Source organism: Mesorhizobium sp. L-8-10 (genome assembly GCF_016756635.1).
Lineage (GTDB): Bacteria > Pseudomonadota > Alphaproteobacteria > Rhizobiales > Rhizobiaceae.
On sequence record NZ_AP023263.1, the window covers coordinates 7,616,399 to 7,634,772 of the forward strand.

At 64.6% G+C, this 18,374-nt stretch carries 16 protein-coding genes and 1 tRNA gene; 6 read left to right on the forward strand and 11 right to left on the reverse strand.

Translation table 11 applies throughout. The annotated features are described in order from the left end of the window. Positions 1-71 precede the first annotated feature (71 nt). The 3 genes from JN280_RS35465 to JN280_RS39840 form a co-directional block, all read right to left on the reverse strand. Positions 72-1,238 carry a pyridoxal phosphate-dependent aminotransferase gene (locus JN280_RS35465; RefSeq protein WP_202308855.1) on the reverse strand — a complete coding sequence of 389 codons (1,167 nt, stop codon included), beginning with the start codon at positions 1,236-1,238 and terminating at the stop codon, positions 72-74. A 219-nt stretch (positions 1,239-1,457) separates the two neighbouring features. Then, on the reverse strand, positions 1,458-2,660 hold the full coding sequence (locus tag JN280_RS35470; RefSeq protein WP_202308856.1) for a YcaO-like family protein: 1,203 nt from the start codon (positions 2,658-2,660) through the stop codon (positions 1,458-1,460). A 428-nt stretch (positions 2,661-3,088) separates the two neighbouring features. After that, on the reverse strand, positions 3,089-3,682 hold the full coding sequence (locus JN280_RS39840; RefSeq protein ID WP_244742566.1) for a hypothetical protein: 594 nt from the start codon (positions 3,680-3,682) through the stop codon (positions 3,089-3,091). 129 nt (positions 3,683-3,811) lie between these two features. Here JN280_RS39840 and JN280_RS39845 point away from each other — a divergent pair, with 129 nt between their 5' ends. Next, positions 3,812-5,122: a tetratricopeptide repeat protein gene (locus tag JN280_RS39845; RefSeq protein ID WP_244742569.1), complete on the forward strand. Its 1,311-nt coding sequence runs from the start codon at positions 3,812-3,814 to the stop codon at positions 5,120-5,122. 28 nt (positions 5,123-5,150) lie between these two features. Here the strand turns inward: JN280_RS39845 and JN280_RS35480 are convergent, their stop codons facing one another. From JN280_RS35480 to mscL, 3 genes are all read right to left on the reverse strand, one after another. Then, positions 5,151-5,555 (reverse strand): hypothetical protein, encoded by a 405-nt coding sequence (locus JN280_RS35480; protein WP_202308858.1) that lies wholly within the window; start codon positions 5,553-5,555, stop codon positions 5,151-5,153. A gap of 17 nt (positions 5,556-5,572) precedes the next feature. Then, entirely contained in the window at positions 5,573-7,300 is a 1,728-nt protein-coding gene (locus tag JN280_RS35485) for a peroxidase family protein (protein WP_202308859.1), read from the reverse strand. Between the two features lie 333 nt (positions 7,301-7,633). Further along, the gene (mscL, locus tag JN280_RS35490) at positions 7,634-8,053 is read right to left on the reverse strand and encodes a large conductance mechanosensitive channel protein MscL (protein WP_202308860.1); all 420 of its coding nucleotides are present in this window, start codon (positions 8,051-8,053) and stop codon (positions 7,634-7,636) included. Positions 8,054-8,334: 281 nt separating this feature from the next. Here mscL and JN280_RS35495 point away from each other — a divergent pair, with 281 nt between their 5' ends. Beyond that, complete coding sequence (locus JN280_RS35495) at positions 8,335-11,808, forward strand: PAS domain-containing hybrid sensor histidine kinase/response regulator (RefSeq protein ID WP_202308861.1); 3,474 nt, start codon at positions 8,335-8,337, stop codon at positions 11,806-11,808. 10 nt (positions 11,809-11,818) lie between these two features. Here the strand turns inward: JN280_RS35495 and JN280_RS35500 are convergent, their stop codons facing one another. After that, the gene (locus JN280_RS35500) at positions 11,819-12,478 is read right to left on the reverse strand and encodes a response regulator (protein WP_202308862.1); all 660 of its coding nucleotides are present in this window, start codon (positions 12,476-12,478) and stop codon (positions 11,819-11,821) included. Between the two features lie 130 nt (positions 12,479-12,608). Then, complete coding sequence (locus JN280_RS35505; protein ID WP_244742572.1) at positions 12,609-13,025, reverse strand: hypothetical protein; 417 nt, start codon at positions 13,023-13,025, stop codon at positions 12,609-12,611. Positions 13,026-13,132: 107 nt separating this feature from the next. On the opposite strand from JN280_RS35505, the gene JN280_RS35510 reads away from it, so the two are divergent. Further along, positions 13,133-13,492 carry a DUF952 domain-containing protein gene (locus JN280_RS35510; protein ID WP_202308863.1) on the forward strand — a complete coding sequence of 120 codons (360 nt, stop codon included), beginning with the start codon at positions 13,133-13,135 and terminating at the stop codon, positions 13,490-13,492. Continuing rightward, positions 13,489-14,574 carry a quinone-dependent dihydroorotate dehydrogenase gene (locus tag JN280_RS35515; protein ID WP_202308864.1) on the forward strand — a complete coding sequence of 362 codons (1,086 nt, stop codon included), beginning with the start codon at positions 13,489-13,491 and terminating at the stop codon, positions 14,572-14,574. The genes JN280_RS35510 and JN280_RS35515 overlap by 4 nt, the downstream gene beginning before the upstream one ends. Positions 14,575-14,750: 176 nt before the next feature. Here JN280_RS35515 and JN280_RS35520 read toward each other — a convergent pair whose 3' ends face one another. After that, a complete protein-coding gene (locus tag JN280_RS35520) occupies positions 14,751-16,088 on the reverse strand; it encodes an MATE family efflux transporter (RefSeq protein ID WP_446720801.1) in 1,338 nt (445 codons plus the stop codon). Positions 16,089-16,224: 136 nt separating this feature from the next. Between JN280_RS35520 and JN280_RS35525 the strand changes: the two genes are divergently transcribed. After that, entirely contained in the window at positions 16,225-17,127 is a 903-nt protein-coding gene (locus tag JN280_RS35525) for a histone deacetylase family protein (RefSeq protein WP_202308866.1), read from the forward strand. A gap of 4 nt (positions 17,128-17,131) precedes the next feature. Here JN280_RS35525 and JN280_RS35530 read toward each other — a convergent pair whose 3' ends face one another. Continuing rightward, positions 17,132-17,395 carry a DUF6460 domain-containing protein gene (locus tag JN280_RS35530; RefSeq protein WP_202308867.1) on the reverse strand — a complete coding sequence of 88 codons (264 nt, stop codon included), beginning with the start codon at positions 17,393-17,395 and terminating at the stop codon, positions 17,132-17,134. A 126-nt stretch (positions 17,396-17,521) separates the two neighbouring features. Between JN280_RS35530 and JN280_RS35535 the strand changes: the two genes are divergently transcribed. Beyond that, positions 17,522-17,595: transfer RNA gene (locus tag JN280_RS35535), tRNA-Gly, on the forward strand. 35 nt (positions 17,596-17,630) lie between these two features. Here JN280_RS35535 and JN280_RS35540 read toward each other — a convergent pair. Then, the gene (locus JN280_RS35540) at positions 17,631-18,239 is read right to left on the reverse strand and encodes a hypothetical protein (RefSeq protein ID WP_202308868.1); all 609 of its coding nucleotides are present in this window, start codon (positions 18,237-18,239) and stop codon (positions 17,631-17,633) included. Positions 18,240-18,374: the final 135 nt, after the last annotated feature.

The window sequence follows — 18,374 nt, forward strand, 5'->3', positions numbered from 1 at the left end:
TCATGGCGACCGGCCTGGTGTCACTCGCCTTGCCGAGGCCTCCTGGCCAGAGGATCGTGGCGCATGCCGCGTCACAGTCCCCGCACCCAGGTGGCGATGCGGCCGGCCGCCTCCTCCAACTGGTCGAGGCGGCGGTGGAAGCAAAGCCGCAGAAAAGCCTCGCCGCCGACCCCGAAGGCGGTGCCCGGCGCCAGTCCGACATTGGCGTGGTCGACGATGTCGAATGCGGCGCGACGCGAGTCGGCGAGACCTTCGATCGCAAAGAACAGATAGAAGGCGCCCTGGGGAACCGTGAAACGCGCCCGCCCGGTCTCACCGAGGATGCGGCAGACGAGGTCGCGCGCCTGCCTCGCGCGCTCGACCTGCCCGGCCACGAAGCCTTCGCCCTGGTCCAGCGCCGCGACCGCGCCGCGCTGCATGAACTGCGCGACGCCAGAGGTCGAGTATTGGATCAGGTTCTCGAACATCGGCTGGAGCGAAGGGTGGACACGAAGCCAGCCGACGCGCCAGCCGGTCATCGCCCAGTTCTTCGAAAAGCTGTTGACGAAGAGAATGCGGTCCTCGTCAGCCATGATGTCGTAGAAGGACGGCGCGCGGCCCCCGCCGTAATGGAACAATGCGTAGATCTCGTCGGCAATGATCCAGAGGCCGCGTGCCCGAGCAAGATCGAGGATCGCCTGCAGCGTCGCCCTGTCGGCGGTCCAGCCTGTCGGGTTGGAGGGCGTGTTGATAAAGATCGCCCCGGTGCGGGGCGTGATCGCCGCCGCCAGCTTCTCGATGTCGAGCGCCCAGCCATTGGCGGTGTCGTCGAGCGGCACGGGGACAGGGCGCGCGCCGGCAACGCCCGCCGCGGCGGCGAGATTGGGCCAGGCAGGCGACAGATAGACGACCTCGTCGCCGGCCCCCGCGGTCGCCTGCAAAGCGAGCTGGATCGCCTGCATACCCGAGCCGACGACCATGAACTCCTCGTCGACGAAACGCCTGCCGAAATGCCTGCGGTGATATCGGGCGAGGGCGTCGCGCAGTTCCGGTATGCCGCGCTGCCAGGTGTAGAAGGTCTCGCCGGCATTCAGCCCGGCCACGGCGGCCGAACTGATGAAGTCGGGCGTCGGCAGGTCGCCCTCGCCCGCCCACAGCGGGACCAGCCCGTCCTTGTGCCGGCCGTGGTTCATCACGGCGACGATGCCGCTTTCCGGCGCCAGCCGTGCTTCGAGGCGCATCGTTTCGCTGAGGGTCATGTGGGTCGTCCGCGGTCGAATGAGTCGGGAGCACAATCCGTCAATACGCCGGATTTTGACAGGCCTCCGGCGGATATGGCTTTGGTCCAGGCAGGCCCCATGCCAACGGTCGATAAGATCGACCGTTGGACCGCGTCAAGGCGTCACCCGGTGTCGACAGGATTCGCAATGCGCGTTCTCATACGCATGCGGGTGCCTGTGCATCGCCTTCGTCACGGATCACGGCAAAGGGGGACGCGATCGAAGGCCGCGCCTTCCATACGTCGTCCGCCAGCCTCGCTGCCCCGGTAGCTTCCAGGGACGGTCGCAGCCCCAGCGCGGCTTGAAATGCGCCAGACCGGGGCAGATCGCCTTCGCCACGCGAACGCCGGTTTCGGGGCGCGATAAGTCCCGGAACCAGGCGCTCTCTCCCGTCGCAGCGGACATTTCCTCGACGAGACCGGGCAAAGTGCCGACCATCCCCGAGGCCTCCTCGGCAATCGTGCCGTCTTGTCCGCAAAGAAAGTCGAGCCTCTTGATGTCGCTCTCGACAAGCCATGTCGCGAGACGGAGGTCGGCATTGCTCATAGGCATATTCCGGGCTTTCCGGATTTCATGCGCGTCGAGCGCAAGCTCGGTCTGGATCATCTCGAGAAACGACGACCTCAGAGCATCCCCCAGGACGAAGGCGGCTGCGAACCCTACGGCGATCTGTTTGCCGTTCCGGTCGCACGACAGCGCCGCCACCGCATGTGCATTCCGGAAGGTCGAAATATCCAGGAACCACACCCGCCTGCCGGTTTGGTCCCGATGTTCGGCAAGCGCCTTGCTCAGATCGGGATCGCCGAACAGGCCGGGTGAAAGACGAGTGCGCACGCAGCCTGGCCACCACCAGATTCCGGTTGCATCGCGTTCGACGAGTTCCAGGACGGCGCGCGACTGCGCCGCGCGCCAGGAAGCACCGGCAGCGCAGCCATTCGAGTCGGCGTTCAGGCTGCTGTCGCCGTATACGGCCTCGCCAAACCCGCCATGACAGAGGAATGCCGGACAAAGCGCGATACTGGAACCATCCAGATCGCTGACGGTCGACCACAGATCGGGCCGAGACAACTGACCGGCCGGCGGAACGGCGTCCCAGTCGGCCCACAGGCGATTGTAGCGATCGCGGTGACGGACCTGGGTCGCAGAAAAGCCCAGGACGCGGGCCGGCGGCAGCATTCGCAGATCTCCGGCCTCGGAACTCCGGACGAGCTTGGCACCATCGGCCCGCTGGTGCATCCAGCTATGCGTCTCCACCGCCTCCCCGAGGCAGCTCAGCACGGCCCTGGCCGGATCGAAACCCTTCCCGCTCGCCGTGACCTCGCGCGAGCCGGCGCCTTCGCCGAGTTCGAGCCTCGTGGCAGCAATGAAGCCACCCGGAACATCGAAGATGTCGACGGTCATTTGGCAAGCAGCGGCGAACCCATAGAGTTCGCGACGGTCGGCCGTCGTCCCACTCCCGGCGGGCCCCGCCAAGCCCAGTTCCGTCAGGTCGCGAAGCACACGGCCATCGTCGATGACCGCTCGCTGGCCGAAATCTGCTGGTGCATCTCCTGGAGGAACAGGCCCAGCGCCGAGGAGTTCCCAATGTTTCCGTTCAAGCCGCACGCCCGGTCCGCCATTTACCTCAAGATCGAATCTGGTCTAAAGTAGCATGAGGGCTTGCTCCTCTTCGACCACTAGCCATAGAGGTCCAAATGTGCTCCCGTACCGACCGGCGCGCGATGCAGCTGGTTTCCGCGCATGAATCGTGTGGCTGTTTCGCCGTTCACCTGAAAATCCCTGCCGGTTCAGACTAGTCCTGAAGAAAGTTCGTGGTGGTGATGTCGACATCAGTTGTCGAAAAAAGAGCTCAGGAAACCGCACCACGGAAGCGTCTCGCAATCAGGCTCATCGGTGGCTTCGAAATCCGCAGCTCGGACAAGGTCCATGCCCTCGACAAGCGGAAAGCGGGCGCAATCCTTGCGTATCTCGTGCTTAACGCGCAGTCGCACGAAACGCGTGGGCGGCTTTCGGCGCTGCTGTGGAGCGATCGGGACGAGGAGCATGCCCGGGCCTCGCTGAGACAGTCGATCCGGGACCTCAAGCAGATCGAGACCGCGACAGGCGTGGACTTTCTCGTCGTCGACAAACATTCCGTCGGCATTGATCACGACGCATTGGAAAGTGACGTTTCGGCGCTCCAGAACGCGCTCGACAGGCGGAATTTCGCGCAAGTTGATGTGTTGCTGGCGCGCGGCCGCGAATCGTTGTGCGAGGGACTTCGGGATTGCGATCCGGTCTTCGACAACTGGATTGCGATGACATCGACGCATTGGGCGGATCGCGTTCTGGATCGACTGTCCAAATCGCTCGACATGCCCAACCTGACTTCGGCCGAACGAAAGACTATCGCCGGTTGCGTGCTTCGCCTCGAACCGTTTCACGAGGCAGCCGTGACGGAGATGCTGCGCGCTTTATATCGGGAGGGCGGTTACCCTCGGGCACGCGTTTTCTTCGAACATTATTGCGCTGATCTGAGGTCGGAGCTCGACCTTTCGCCACCCAGAGAAATCGTGCGACAGTTCGAGCAGTTCAAGGAGGCTGCGGACGCTCCCTCGGGGACGACCATCAATGTGTCCGGCTTCGAAGAAGACGCTGCTTCCTTGCCCAGCGCGGTCGAGCGGCCGACAATCGTGCTTGTCACGGAGAAACAGAGAGCGAGCCACGCTCACATCCAGTTTGCGCTGGTGAGCGAACTCTCCGCGTCCCTTTCGCGCTTCAGGCATTGGACCGCGATCCATGCCGAGGTGGATCGAACCCTGATCCGCGCCGGCAGGGTCGACGAACTTCGCAAGGTCACGAGCGGACACGCGGATCTTGCGGTGGTAATAACGATGCCGGACGAGCCCGCCGAACCGTCCTTCGAAATCCTGTGCCGCGATCTGGCGACGGGAGCGATACACTTCTCGACGACCGCGCCTTCTGCGCCCTCTGCATGGCGGACGGTGTTCAATGAAATATGCGCGCATGTCGCGTCGCGCCTCCAGATCGCCATTTCAACGACACGACTGCACCGACTTGACGAGCAATCGCCCAACTACGTGTCCGCATATGACAGCTGGCTCGACGGACAGCGTCTGTCCATTCTGTGGCGCACCGACACCGAAGCGGCCGCCATTTCCCGCTATGAGGAGGCGATCCGTCAGGATCCCAAGCTCGCTTGTGCTTATTCGAGCCTGGCAGGGATACTGAACTCGCGCTGGATCGTCCTGCCGGGATACCCCTTGGACGGCGCGGATCTGGACCGCGCCTTCGAGCTTGCCAAGACCGCCGTCATGCTCGACCCACTCGACCACCGGAACCAGGTCAATCTCGCGTGGAGCCATCTGCTGGCGCGGCGATGGGAGCTTGCCGATTTCCATTTCGGGTTGGCCCATGATCTCAATTCGGCCAACCCGGCGACACTAATGGCATATTCGATCGCCAGCGCATTCATGGGCAACCACGAGCGGGCGACGCAGCTATCGGAACGGTCCTTCGAACTCAATCCATTGCGCGAGCCGCACTATCACGGTTATCGGGCCACGGTGCTGTTCCTGGCCGGCGACCTGCGGGGATGCATCGAATCCGTCGAGCAGAGCAACGACCTTTTCCCCGACATTCGCGGCTGGTCCGCCGCGGCGCACGCGCTGCTCGGAAACGACGCGAAAGCCGGCACCGATTTCCGCCTTTTCCTCAGGAGCGTTTCGGCAGCCTGGTACAATCGCGAGAGGCCGACGCGCCGCGAGGCGACCGAGTGGTTCAAGAATGTCTTCCCCCTCCGGCTCGAGGCCGACCGGGAAAGACTTGCGGAAGGGGTCGATCGCGCCGCGCGACTGGCGTGACGCGATCGGCCACATCCGTCTCCGCCCCTTACTTGCAGCGGGTCATGACATAGTCGCCCAGGCGGCTGGTATAGGCGCGCAGGCGACTTGCCCGTTTCTCGGCGTCCGTCAAGCCGCCGTTCGGATCAAACGTATAGTGATCGGGGAAGATGTATTCCTCTCCCGGCCCGGCCGCGGGCGCAATCGCCTCGACCGTCTTTTCCACGTCTCCCGTAAAGGGGAAAGCGATGTTGACGACGTTGTCCTCATCGAAATGGGCAACGATGGTGATCTCGTCCCAGGTCTTGTCGAGCGGCGTCATGAAGGCCCGCAGCAGGTCCTTGATCTCCTCCTGCGAACCGTTCTTGAATACCTCGATGAGGGCGGGATCCTTGATCGTGTTGCGGATGAAGTTTCCCAACGCCTCAAACTGTATGTCTTTGAATTTCGCCATTTCTCCCTCCTTGATCGTCAGCTGGCAATGTCCCCGGTCCGTCGATGCACGCGCGCCGATCGGGCCGGATGGATAAAGCGGTCGAGATATCCTGCGAGTTGCTCGTCGGTGACGAGCCGGTCATCAGCCATGCGGATCAGTCCGGGCAGGTCGTTCGGTTCGACGGCAAGGCTCAGCGACCCCGCACGCATCTCATTCTCGTCGGTCTTGAACAGGGCGGACGCGACAGTAGCGCCGACGATGTATGAACCGACGGGACCCAGCCGGTTGCCGTCGTCGCCAAGGACGGACGCCTCCTGCAGAATGTAGTAGGAAAGTGGCGTTTGGGCCAGGAATTCGGGATATGCCTGCAGGATCTTGACGAGCTCCTTGGCGACATAACCGTGTCGCGCCACGTTCCTGGCGGAGGGAAGGATATCCGGTCCCGTCAGGACAGGCACGTCCAGGCCGGTCGCTGCCAAGGCCTCGCCGACGGCCTTCGCGACAGTCTGCCCGGAAGGGAGTCCGAGGTGATAGCAGCGCCAGCAATCCATGAACGCGATGGAACGGGGCGTGCCGTCGAGATCGGAAGTGTGCGTGACCGTTGCCAGTTCGAGCGCGAGGAACGGTCCTATGCGGCGGGCGTGCTGCACCTGCGCGTCGCCCCCGACAAAACGGCTCCAATCGACAATCCAGTTCTCCCTGACCGGAACGTCGCCATTGGAGCGCTGGCTGGAAAAGGAAAGGATCTGACGCAGCGTGCCGGGGTTCTCGTCGAACGATTGATTGATACGGTACCGGTTGCGCACCATGCCGTGGGCGAAACGCGATGCGCCGAACGAGAATTCCAGCGGCAGATCGGAGAGCGGCCTCAGTCGCGCGAAGCCCGGTCCTCGGAAGTCGGGCCCGCCAAAGAAATGCTCCCACACCGCAGGCGAAAGGATCCGACGCATGTAGTCGTCGACGACGACGCGGCGATAGACGCTGGTGAGAAAGGCACGCGCCCGCTCGAAGGCGTCCAACGGCGTGGCTCCCTGATCCCGGATCTGCAGGTCGACCAACCTGTTGTGAGCCTGCATCAGCGCGCACAGAAGCTGCGAAAGGATGAGGTTGTCGTCGTTTCTGGGGTCTGCGACCAGGGGACGGTAAGGTGACTTGCGCCCGCACACCGCAAGGAAAGCGCCACCGGCGTCGATACGCGGCAGATCCCTGCCCCTGCCCCCCGGATCGACGGCACGAATGACGGTCGGATCGGCCACTGCAGGCAATCCCATCGGGAACCGGCACGGGGTCGTATCGATAGCGGATGCGGCATCGTAGAGATGGGCATCCACGGTCGGACCACGGCCATACAGTCCCGACAGATCGAGACCGACCGTCACGGCATTGTCGACCGAATGTTTCCCTGACGCGCCGGCGGCTCCGAAAACTCGGCTGAAGACGATGTCGTGAAAAGCGAACTGACCGAAATATGTGTAGGCTGCCGGCGTTTCGCTCCCGTCGTCTGGATCGCGGGGACCGAGCATGCGGCTGGAAATGGCCTCGAGCGCCTTTTGAGTGCGTTCGACCGGCGTGTCGTCGCCTTGGGCGGCCATCAACGCGATGGGCTTGTCCACCAGTTCCGGAAAGAGATGCCTGCCACGCAGCACCTCTCCGGCGCCCATCTGTCCGCCCGGACTGGCCGGGCATCCGGAAGAGCGTGTCGAATCGTAGACCCGACGCTGGTTGATCAGGGTTTCGTAGGTCGAATCACTCCCGTGTCCCATCAATGGGCCCGTTTCCTGTCCAGAGCGCGCCGTTATAGGTTGTGCGGCCTTGCGCCGCCTTCGGATTGCCAAGCCAGGCGCTGCCTCGCATCCCGATCAGTACCGATCCCAAGCCCTCGACCGCCAAGGAAGGGCCCCACGAAATTGACGGCCATCGGCGATCGAGCTTCCCGCTGGTCTTAAGATATCGGCGTGAAATCAGCGTGAATCGCGAGAGAGCGGTTTCTCACAGCCAGTTCGGCCCGAAAATCGCTACCGATTCAAGCCGATAAATCCGCAGGAGTTCTCGGCGAGAATTCGCGCCGGAGCACCGCGCGTACTTTCGCGGCAATCCTACTTTTTGGCGAGAAGGTCGCGGATTTCCGTGAGCAATTGGACATCCGCGGGCGGGGCGGAGGGCGCCGCTTCCTGTTCCTTGACCAGCCGCCGACGCATCGTGTTCACGCCCTTCACCATCAGGAAGATGATCCAGGCGAGGATCAGGAAATTGATCACCACAGTGAGGAAACTGCCATAGGCGAAGACGGCCCCCTGCTTGCGCGCCTCCTCGAGAGAATCCGCAGTGACGTTGCCCGACAGTGGAAGGAAATAGTTGGAGAAATCGAAGCCGCCGAAGATTGCTCCGACGATCGGCATGATGATGTCGCCGACGAGCGAATTGACGATCAGGCCGAAAGCACCGCCGATGATGACGCCGACCGCGAGGTCCATGACATTGCCCTTGGAGATGAACTCCTGGAATTCCTTCAGCATTCGATCCTCCTGAAGCTGCCCAACGACCGCGCCGGCCACGATTCGTCCGACCCTGTCCACGCCATAACAAAACAACAAAAAGCTGTTGTGGCAAAACAGGAATTTGCCTTCCAGGCCATGCCGGCCGTGTCGAAACGTCAGCCGAAACCGCAGCAACGCCGTGTCGGGCCAGGAACCCCGACCCGGCCCGACGGGTTTCAGTCTTTCGGACGATGGACTCGACCGCGCCGCTGTGATTGCCTGCAGCGGCGGCAGGGAAGCCGCACGGGAGGTTCCGACCGGTGCAAGGCTGGGTCGTCGTCATCATCGCCCTCGCCTATGTCACGCTGCTTTTCGCCATCGCGAGCATCGGCGACCGCCGTCGCGCGTCGGCCCGCTCGCGGCCCTATATCTACGCGCTCAGCCTGGCCATCTACTGCACGTCATGGACCTTCTTCGGCTCGGTCGGCCTGGCAGCCGAACGCGGCCCCGAGTTCCTGACCATCTATATCGGCCCGGTGCTGGTGTTCCTCTTCGGCTTCCCGCTGCTTAGGCGCATCGTGCGGCTGGCCAAGACGGAGAAGATAACCTCGATCGCCGACTTCCTCGGCGCGCGCTACGGCAAGAGTTTCGCCGTCGCCTCGATCGCGACACTGATCGCGACCGTCGGCACGGTCCCCTATATCGCCCTGCAGCTCAAGGCGATCTCGGGCTCCGTCAGCCTGATGGTGGAGCATTATGGCGGTTCGCCGCGGACCTTCGATCCCTTCGTCAGCGACATCTCGCTCATCGTCGCCTTGCTGCTCGCGGTGTTCGCCGTGCTGTTCGGTACACGGCACGCCGACGCGACAGAGCATCAGGACGGGCTGGTGCTGGCGGTCGCCGCCGAATCCGTCGTCAAGCTCGCGGCATTCCTGGCCGTCGGCACGCTCGTCACCTTCTATCTGTTCGGCGACGTCGCCGGTCTGGCCGCCGCATTCGCAGCGAGCCCCGCCGTGCAGCAGGCTGCCGGCTACTCGACCTCGCTCGGGAGCTGGATCGTGCTGTCCGCGCTCAGCGCCTGCGCCATCATCATGCTGCCGCGCCAGTTCTACGTGACCGTCGTCGAGAACCGCGGCGAAGCCGAACTGAAGAAGGCGAGCTGGATCTTCCCGCTCTATCTCGTCGCCATAAACCTGTTCGTCATCCCGATCGCCTTTGCCGGCCTGGCGCTGGTCGGCGGCAAGACGAGCGCCGATCTCTACGTGCTGTCGCTCCCGCTGCTCAGCGGCCATGACGTCTTTGCGATGGTCGCCTTCATCGGCGGCCTGTCGGCCGCCACCGCCATGGTCATCGTCGAAAGCGTGGCGCTCTCGATCATGGTGTCCAACGATCTTGTGATCCCGCTGTTCGTGCGGCGGCTGCTGAAGCCGAGGCTCAGCGACAACGAGGACTGGTCGAGCCTCATCCTCAATGTCCGGCGGGCGGCGATCTTCATCATCCTGTTCGTCGCCTTCCTCTACTATCGCCAGAGCACCGACAACGCCCGCCTGGCATCGATCGGATTGATGTCCTTCGCCGCGATCGCCCAATTCGCGCCCGCCCTCATCGGCGGGCTGGTCTGGCGCGGCGCCAATGCCCGCGGCGCCGTGCTCGGTATGGCCAGCGGTTTCATCGTCTGGGCCTATACGCTGCTTCTGCCGTCGCTCGCCGCGCCCGGCACGCCTGTTGTCGTCGACGGCCTGTTCGGCCTCGAGGCGCTGCGCCCGCAGGCGCTGTTCGGCACAGTGGCCGAACCGCTGAACCATGGCGTGATGTGGAGCCTGGCGATCAACACGCTGTTCTTCGTTCTGGGCTCGCTGTCGCGCAGCTCGATCCCGCTCGAGCGCATCCAGGCGTCGATCTTCGTGCCGCGCGACGCCAGCCCCATGCCGAGCCTTCGCCGCTTCCGCACCGCCATCACCGTCAACGAGTTGAAGGACACGATCGCGCGCTATCTCGGAATGGAGCGGACCGAGCGCTCCTTCCTGACCTTCGAGGCGACCGAAGGCGCCAAACTGAACGGCAGCGACGCGGCGAGCATGTCGATGATCCGTTTCTCCGAGCAATTGCTCGCCAGCGCCGTCGGCTCCTCTTCGGCGCGGCTTATCCTCTCGCTGCTCTTCCAGCGCAACGACAGCGCCTCGCGGGACGCCTTTCGCCTGCTCGACGACGCGACCGAAGCGTTGCAGCACAATCGCGACCTCCTGCAGATCGCGCTCGACCAGATGGAACAGGGCATCACCGTCTTCGACCGGGATTTTCGCCTGACCTGCTGGAACCGGCAGTATCGCAACCTGTTCGACCTGCCTGACGACATGGGCCAGGTCGGCGTCCGGGTGAGCCAGATCCTGCGTTTCCTGGCCGAGCGCGGCGATATCCCGCCTGATTCCGAGGGGATCACGCTCGACAGGCTGACGACCTTCGGGACGCCCTGGAAGATCGAGCTAAAGACCAGCCGCCGCATACTGGAGATCCGCTCGAACCCGATGCCCGACGGCGGCATCGTGGCGACCTATGCCGACATCACCGCCAGCGTGCAGGCCGACCTCGCGTTGAAGCGCATCAACGAGACGCTGGAACAGCGGGTGCGCAACCGCACCGCCGAACTGACCCGCGTGAACGAGGAACTGGCCCAGGCGCAGATGCTTGCCGAGGAGGCCAATCTCGGCAAGACGCGCTTCCTGGCGGCTGTCGGCCACGACATCCTGCAGCCGCTGAACGCCGCGCGGCTCTATTGCTCCTCGCTGATCGAGCAGTCCGACGGCGCGGTCGGCGGTGCCGCCGCAAATATCGAATCCTCCCTGGATTCGGTCGAAACCATCCTCGGCGCGGTGCTCGACATATCCCGCCTCGACGCAGGCGCGATGAAGCCGTCGGAAAGCGTGTTCAGGCTCGACGGCCTGCTCCGCCAGATCGGAACGGATTTCCAGCCGCTGGCAGCCGAGAAGAAGCTCGAACTGGTCATCGTGCCGTCCTCGCTCGCCGTCCGGACGGATCGCAACCTGTTGCGGCGCCTGATCCAGAACCTCGTCTCCAACGCCATCAAATATACGCGGTCGGGCAGGATCCTGGTCGGCGTAAGGCGGCGCGGCGAACTTGCCGAGATCCAGGTCTTCGACACCGGCATCGGCATTCCCGCCGACAAGCTGAACATCGTGTTCCGTGAGTTCATGCGCCTCGATGAAGGAGCGCGGGAAGCGCAGGGACTCGGCCTCGGCCTGTCGATCGTCGACCGCATCGCCCGTGTGCTTCGCCTCGAGATCCAGATCGATTCCGGTCGCGGCAAGGGAACACGCTTCTCCGTGATCCTGCCGACAACGGTAGCAGAGGAGCGCCAGGCCGCGAACGACGCGCGGCCCGCCATCCATGCTTCGGTCGCGCTCGACGGCCTGTCCGTGCTCTGCATCGACAACGATCCACGCATTCTGGAGGGCATGCGGCTCCTGCTCGAAGGCTGGGGCTGCTCGGTCAGGACCCTTGCAGGCTCGCAGTCGCTCGACCGGGTGGCGCGCCCCGACATCGTGCTCGCCGACTACCACCTCGACGGCGAAACCGGCCTCGATGCCATCCGCAATTTGCGGCTGGTCCACGGCCCGGGCCTGCCCGCCGTGCTGATCACGGCCGATCGCTCCAACGAAGTGCGCAGCGCGGCCGAGGCGCTCGACGTCTCCGTGCTCAACAAGCCGGTCAAGCCTGCCGCGCTGCGGGCCGCCGTCACGCGCGCGCGGCGCATGGCCTCGGCCGCCGCCGAGTGATATGTCTGGCTCAGCCGTTGGCCGGCAGCGGATCGGTGCCGATCTTCGAGAGCAGGATGACCGCCTGGGTGCGGCTGTCGACGCCAAGCTTCTGCAGGATCGCGGAGACATGCGCCTTGACGGTCGCTTCCGACACGCTCAGCTCGTAGGCGATCTGCTTGTTGAGCAGGCCTTCGGCGAGCATGCCGAGCACGCGAGTCTGCTGAGGCGTGAGCATCTGCAGCCGACGGATCAGGTCCGAGATCTCTGGATCGCGCTCGACGCCGAGATCGAGGCCGGGCGGTGCGGTGACGCCGCCGTCGAGCACCGCAGAGACGGCGCTGCGGATGTCCTCCATGCTGGCCGACTTCGAGATGAAGCCGGATGCGCCGAGCTCGAGCGCCCGCCGGATCGTTTCGGGGTCGTCCCGCGCGGAGACGACGACGATGGGCACATCCGAATGGATGCCGCGCAACGAGATGAGCCCCGACAGGCCGCTGACGCCGGGCATGGACAGGTCGAGCAGGACAAGATCGACATCGCCGTTCTGGCCGAGCACAGCCTTGGTGCCGTCGAAATCGCCGGCCTCGATGATATCGGTTGTCTCGGCCATCACCGAAAGCGCCTGCTTCAGCGCGCCACGGAAAAGCGGGTGATCGTCCGCGATCACGAACTTGTAGCCTGATGGCACCGATCCCTCCCGTCGTCTCCCGCTCTCATTCTGCTTCGCCGGGATTCTCGCGATTATGCGGCGATCCCGGAGCATTTCAAGACGGCAATGCACCGCTTCGGAGACGTGCAGGCGGGCGGCTGTGCTGCGATCAGGTCTTCTGCTGGTCGTCGGCGCCCTTGTCCATGTCCCTCACGATGTCCATGAACCTGCGGAAAAAGCGCTCCATGTAGCCCAGCGACTTTTCGAACTGCTCGTCGGTCGGCAGGAGGTTCTGCGGGCTGAGGATCGGATTCTGCTCCACCGCGGCGAGGCGCTGCTCGAGGGCGCCGAGTTTCTCCTCCATCCGGTCGATCTCGTCCTGGAAGGCGGCGCGCTCGTCGGCGGCCAGCTTGCATACCAGTTGGCCGGCCCGCTCCTCGCAGATCGACATCTCGCCCGTGCGCGTGTCCATGCGCACATAACCCGTCGCGGATTTCTCAAGCGTGTAGCGGCCCGGCTCCTCTGCGGTCACGGAGGGGACGGCCAATCCGACGAAGGCGGGAACCAGGAACAGAACGCGTCGCATGATGTCCTCCATGGGCACGACCGAGTGTGCTCCTTCTTTACGTCCAAAATGCGAAGCGCCGGCGGGGCCACCTTTCCCTGCGGCCCCTTTCGGACTATAGCCCGGCCATGCATGCGACCATCTACAAGATCTGCCCTGAGGGGCTCTGGCGCGAAGCCGAGAAGGCCGGCGTGTTCAACGGCGCGTCGATCGACCTGACCGACGGCTACATCCATTTCTCGACGGCCGAGCAAGCCAGGGAGACGGCGGCGAAACACTTCGCCGGCCAACACGGACTGCTGCTGGTGGCCGTCGATGCGGCCAGGCTGGGCGACGCGCTCAGATATGAGGTCTCGCGCGGCGGCGCCTTGTTCCCGCATCTTTATGCGCCGCTCGCGCTTTCGGCCGTGCGCTGGGTGAAGCCGCTGCCCGTCGGCCCTTCCGGAGCGCACGCCTTCCCGGATCAATTCCCGGATTTCGGGGGATGATCGGACCCTTCGAGTGGATCGGGCGGCAGGCGCTGTTCGCTTTCGACCCGGAGACGGCGCACGGCATGTCGATTGCTGCGCTGAAGAGCGGCCTGCCGCTCTGCGGCCGCGTGACCTCCTCCGAGCGGCTCAGAACGACGGTCTGCGGCCTCGATTTCCCGAATCCGCTCGGCATGGCGGCGGGCTACGACAAGAACGCCGAGGTGCCGGATGCTCTGCTCGGCCTTGGTTTCGGCTTTGCCGAAGTGGGCACCGTGACGCCGCTGCCGCAACAGGGCAATCCGCGCCCGCGCATCTTCCGGCTGACAGCGGACAATGCGATCATCAACCGGCTGGGCTTCAACAATGAGGGCCATGAGCGCGCCCTGGCCCGCCTCCGGGCGCGATCCGGCCGCAGGGGCATCGTCGGCGTCAACATCGGCGCCAACAAGGACAGCACCGACCGCGTTGGCGACTACGAGGCAGGGGTCCGCCGCTTCGCCGGCGTCGCCGGCTACCTCACCGTGAACATCTCCTCTCCCAACACGCCCGGCCTGCGCAACCTGCAGGCGCGCGAGAGCCTGGCCGAACTGTTGGCACGGGTCATGGCTGCACGCGAAGCGGCCGGTGCCCAGTCCGTGCCGGTCTTCCTCAAGATCGCCCCTGACCTGCACGAGGCCGATCTCGACGATGTCGCCGCCGAGGTGACGCAGAAGAATGTCGAGGGGGTGATCATCTCCAACACCACGATCGCGCGCCCTCCCCTCAAGAGCCGTGCCTTCGCCGGCGAGGCTGGAGGCCTATCCGGCGCGCCGCTGTTCGAGCGCTCGACGATCGTGCTCGCCAAGATGCGCCGGCTGCTCGGCCCGGACCGAGCCATCATCGGGGTCGGCGGCGTCAGTTCCGCCGACACGGCGCTGGAGAAGATCCGCGCCGGGGCAGACCTTGTGCAGCTCTATTCCTGCATGGTCTATGCCGGACCGTCGCTGCCTTCGCGGATCGTGCGCGGCATGACCGACTTCGCCGAGAGAGAGGGCCTGTCGAACATCCGCTCGATCCGCGACTCGAGACTCGACCATTGGGCGGCGCGGCCGTTCGATTGACACTAGCGCATCGGCCCGAAAATCGTACTCGATTTTCGGAAAGCACGATGCGGCACTCAATAGTGGCAGGGCGTCCTTAGCGCGTCCAAAATGGACGCGCGGCGCTCTGACGGGCGTAGGCCACGCAGCCGCGCGCTCCATCGGTCGATCATATCGGCCGATGGAAACGCACCTCCTCAAAACGTCGACCGGGCGCGGCGCGGCAGCACGGCGAGCAGGCTCGCGCCGCGCACCAGCAGGAACAGGTGGAGAGCGCCCCACAGGCCGTGATTGCCGAAGGCAGCGCCCAGCGTCAGCAGCGCCGCCAGGAAGACGGCGAAGGACAAAAGCATCATGTTGCGCATATCCCGCGACCAGGTGGCGCCGATGAAGACGCCGTCCATCTCGAAGGCGAGCACGCCGCTCACCGCTGTGAAGGCGGCCCAGGGCAGATAGATGCCGGCGGCGGCGCGCACATCGGGCGCGGTGGTGACCAGCGCGACGAGTTCCTTGCCGAACAGGAGCATGGTCGCAGTCGTCGCCAGGGCGAGCCCGAACCCCCAGACCGCCGACAGCCTGACGGCGGCTGAAAAGGCCGTGCGGTCGCGGGCGCCGATGGCGCGGCCGGCAAGTTGCTCGGCCGCCGTGGCAAAACCATCGAGGAAATATCCTGCGACCAGGAAGAAGTTCATCAGCACCGCGTTGGCAGCGAGCGTGAGCGTGCCGAATTGCGCGCCCTGCCGCGCGAACAGCGCAAAGGCTCCAAGCAGGACGAAGGAGCGGATCATGATGTCGCGGTTGAGCGACATCATCTGCCCGAACGCCCCGAGATGCGCGATGCGTCCGAGCGGCGGGAAACCGGCCTTCCGGAAGCGCACGGCCAGGAGCGCCATGCCGAAGACGAGCGCGGCGAGTTCTCCCGCCACCGCGGCCCAGGCCACCCCTTCGATCCGCCACCCCAGATGAAGGCCGAGATAGAGCGACAGGATGATATTGGTGCCGTTGAGCACGACCTGCAGGAACAGACCGAACGCCGCTTCGCCGCGGCCGAGCACGTAGCCGAGCACGACATAGTTCGCCAGGGCGAAGGGCGCGCCGATGAAGCGGATCAAGACATAGGTCTCGAGAGCCGAATTGACGTCCGCTTCCGCGCCCAGGAAGGCCGTTCCAGCCGAGACGAAGGCCGGCGCCAGCAGCAGGAGCAGCAGGCCCGAGAATGCGGCTACGGCCAGTGCGCGCCAGAAGACGGCCTGCTCCTCGATCCGGTCGCCCCGCCCGAAGGACTGGGCGACCAGCCCCGTCGTGCCGGAGCGCAGGAAGTTGAAGGTTGCGAAGACCACGTCGAAGACGATGGCGCCGGCCGCCAGGCCGCCGATCAGCGCGGCATCGCCGAACTGGCCGACGACGGCGGTGCCGACGACACCGATCAGCGGCGTGGTGAGATAGGCGAGCGTCATCGGCACGGCGATCGCCAGCACCATGCGGTTGGTCACCGCGAAATTGCGGAGCGCCGTGTCTGAGGAAGAATGCGCCAAGGGGTGCTCCGCGAGGGTTGCAGGCATGGAGGCGCATTGATGGCATCGCCGGCGCCGAACTTCAAACCCGAAGATATCAGGTGCGGACCTCCCGAAGCCGATTGTGGCGCGCGGCAGGTGAGATAGATTGGCGGCAATGAAGCTGCCGATCGTCCACCATCCCGACTATGACGCGAAGTTCCCTGCCGGGCATCGATTTCCGATGGGCAAGTATCGGCTGTTGATGGATGCCCTGCGCTTGCGCGGCCTCGCCGAAGACGGCGCGCTTCATGTGCCAGCGCCTGCACCGCATTCCTGGCTGGGGCTGGCGCATGAGTGCCTCTATGTGGACCAGGTCCTCGCCTGCGCAGTGCCCTCACCCATCGAGCGCGAGATCGGATTTCCCGTGGGCGATCGGGTGTCGCTGCGCGCCCAACTGGCCTCCGCCGGCACCGTGCTCGCCGCCCGGCTGGCACTGGAGCACGGCATCGCCTGCAACACGGCCGGCGGCAGCCATCACGCGCGACGCAGCCAGGGCGCAGGCTTCTGTACCTTCAACGATGTCGGCGTGGCGGCGTCGCTTCTGCTGGCAGAGGGCGCGGCCGAAAACATCCTCGTCGTCGACCTCGACGTCCATCAAGGCGACGGCACAGCCGACATCTTCGCCGGCGAACCACGTGTCCTCACCTTCTCCATGCATGGCGAACGCAACTACCCCGCCCGCAAGATCGCGTCCGACCTCGACATCGGCCTATCAGACGGAACCGGCGACGAAGCCTATCTCGCGACACTGCGCGACGCGCTGCCGGCGCTGGAACGGCGATCGAGGCCGGATCTCGTCTTCTACAATGCCGGCGTCGACCCGCATCACGCCGACCGGCTCGGCCGGATGGCGCTGACGGATACCGGCCTGCGCGCCCGCGACCATATGGTCATCGCGCATTTCCGCGAGCGCGGCATCCCGGTCTGCGGCGTGCTGGGCGGCGGCTATTCGAACGACGCCGCGGCCGTGGCGGAGCGCCACGCCACCATGTTCGAGGTGGCGGCGGACTTTGTGTGACGGGTCAGCGCCGATAGCTCATCAGCCGCAGGATCAGGAAGGCCGGCACGACCACGGCCGCGCCGAGCAGGAAGTAGCCGATGAACGTATCCAGCGCCGCGAAACCCATGTTCCAGATGCGCAGGAAGAAATCGCGGATGCCGTAGACCACGTCCATCGGCGACCAGCCGAAGGCGCTCATGACGAGGCCGACAATGAAGGAGACGACAACCAGCTTCAGCAGCACCCTGCCCGGCGTGTCGCCGAGAAACCGCGTCAATGCCGACATGCCAAATCTCCGCATCCTGTTCCCGCGCCCCGAGATACGCGTTCGCCATGCCGGCATCAAGGCGCGGTTCCGGCTCCAGCTTTTTGCATTGCCGATATCCTGGCCTCATGCTAGGCAGATGCCCGCGCGGGTATGATGTAATGGTAGCTTGTCAGCTTCCCAAGCTGAACGCGCGGGTTCGATTCCCGCTACCCGCTCCAGCAGTTGCTGATACGTCATTTCAGCCACGGATCGTTCAGACCAGCAGCGCGCGCCCGAGCCGGTAGTTGTCGTCCGACGGATAGGCGCTGACGACCACCGAGTTCGCGCCCTGCGCGGTGATCACCAATACCGCCCATTGCAGGCCCGCAGTGCCGATGCCGCCGCCGCCGGACTTGGTGCCATGCCGGTCGATCGACCGCGCGACGAAATCCGGAAACAGCACCGTCTGCACATCGGTAAAGTGCAGGAAGCGGCCGGCGACACCGCCGTCCCGGTATTCCGCATTCGCGTTGCCGATACATGTGATGATCAGCTTCGCCATGTCGTTCGTCGTCATCGAGTCGGTTTTCGTGAACGACTTGTTGACCACATGCTTCCCGAGCTGGCTCGGCTTCTTGCCCTTGTATTGGGCGTGGACCTTTCCCTTGTACTTGTCGCTCAGGTCCTTGAACTCGGCTACGCTATGAATCGTCCGCTTGTTTACCGCCTCGAAATAGCCTTTCGTCGTGTTCTGGCCTGTCGCGGCTGCGAAGGCAGCCTGCTTGGACATATGGTCGGTGAATGCATGACCCGCGATCTGGCCGATGAAGGCATTGGTCGTGGCATTTGCTAGAGCATTCACAGCAGCCTGGGCCGCCAGCAACTGGACCATCTCATCCCTCCATCCTCTTCAGCTACCATAAGTCGCCTCTGCGACGAACGACAGCCTTGGGGTACGTTGTCCACCGACCCCCGAAAGCGGCAGGCACAGGCGGTTCCATACGTTCCCGCTATCCGC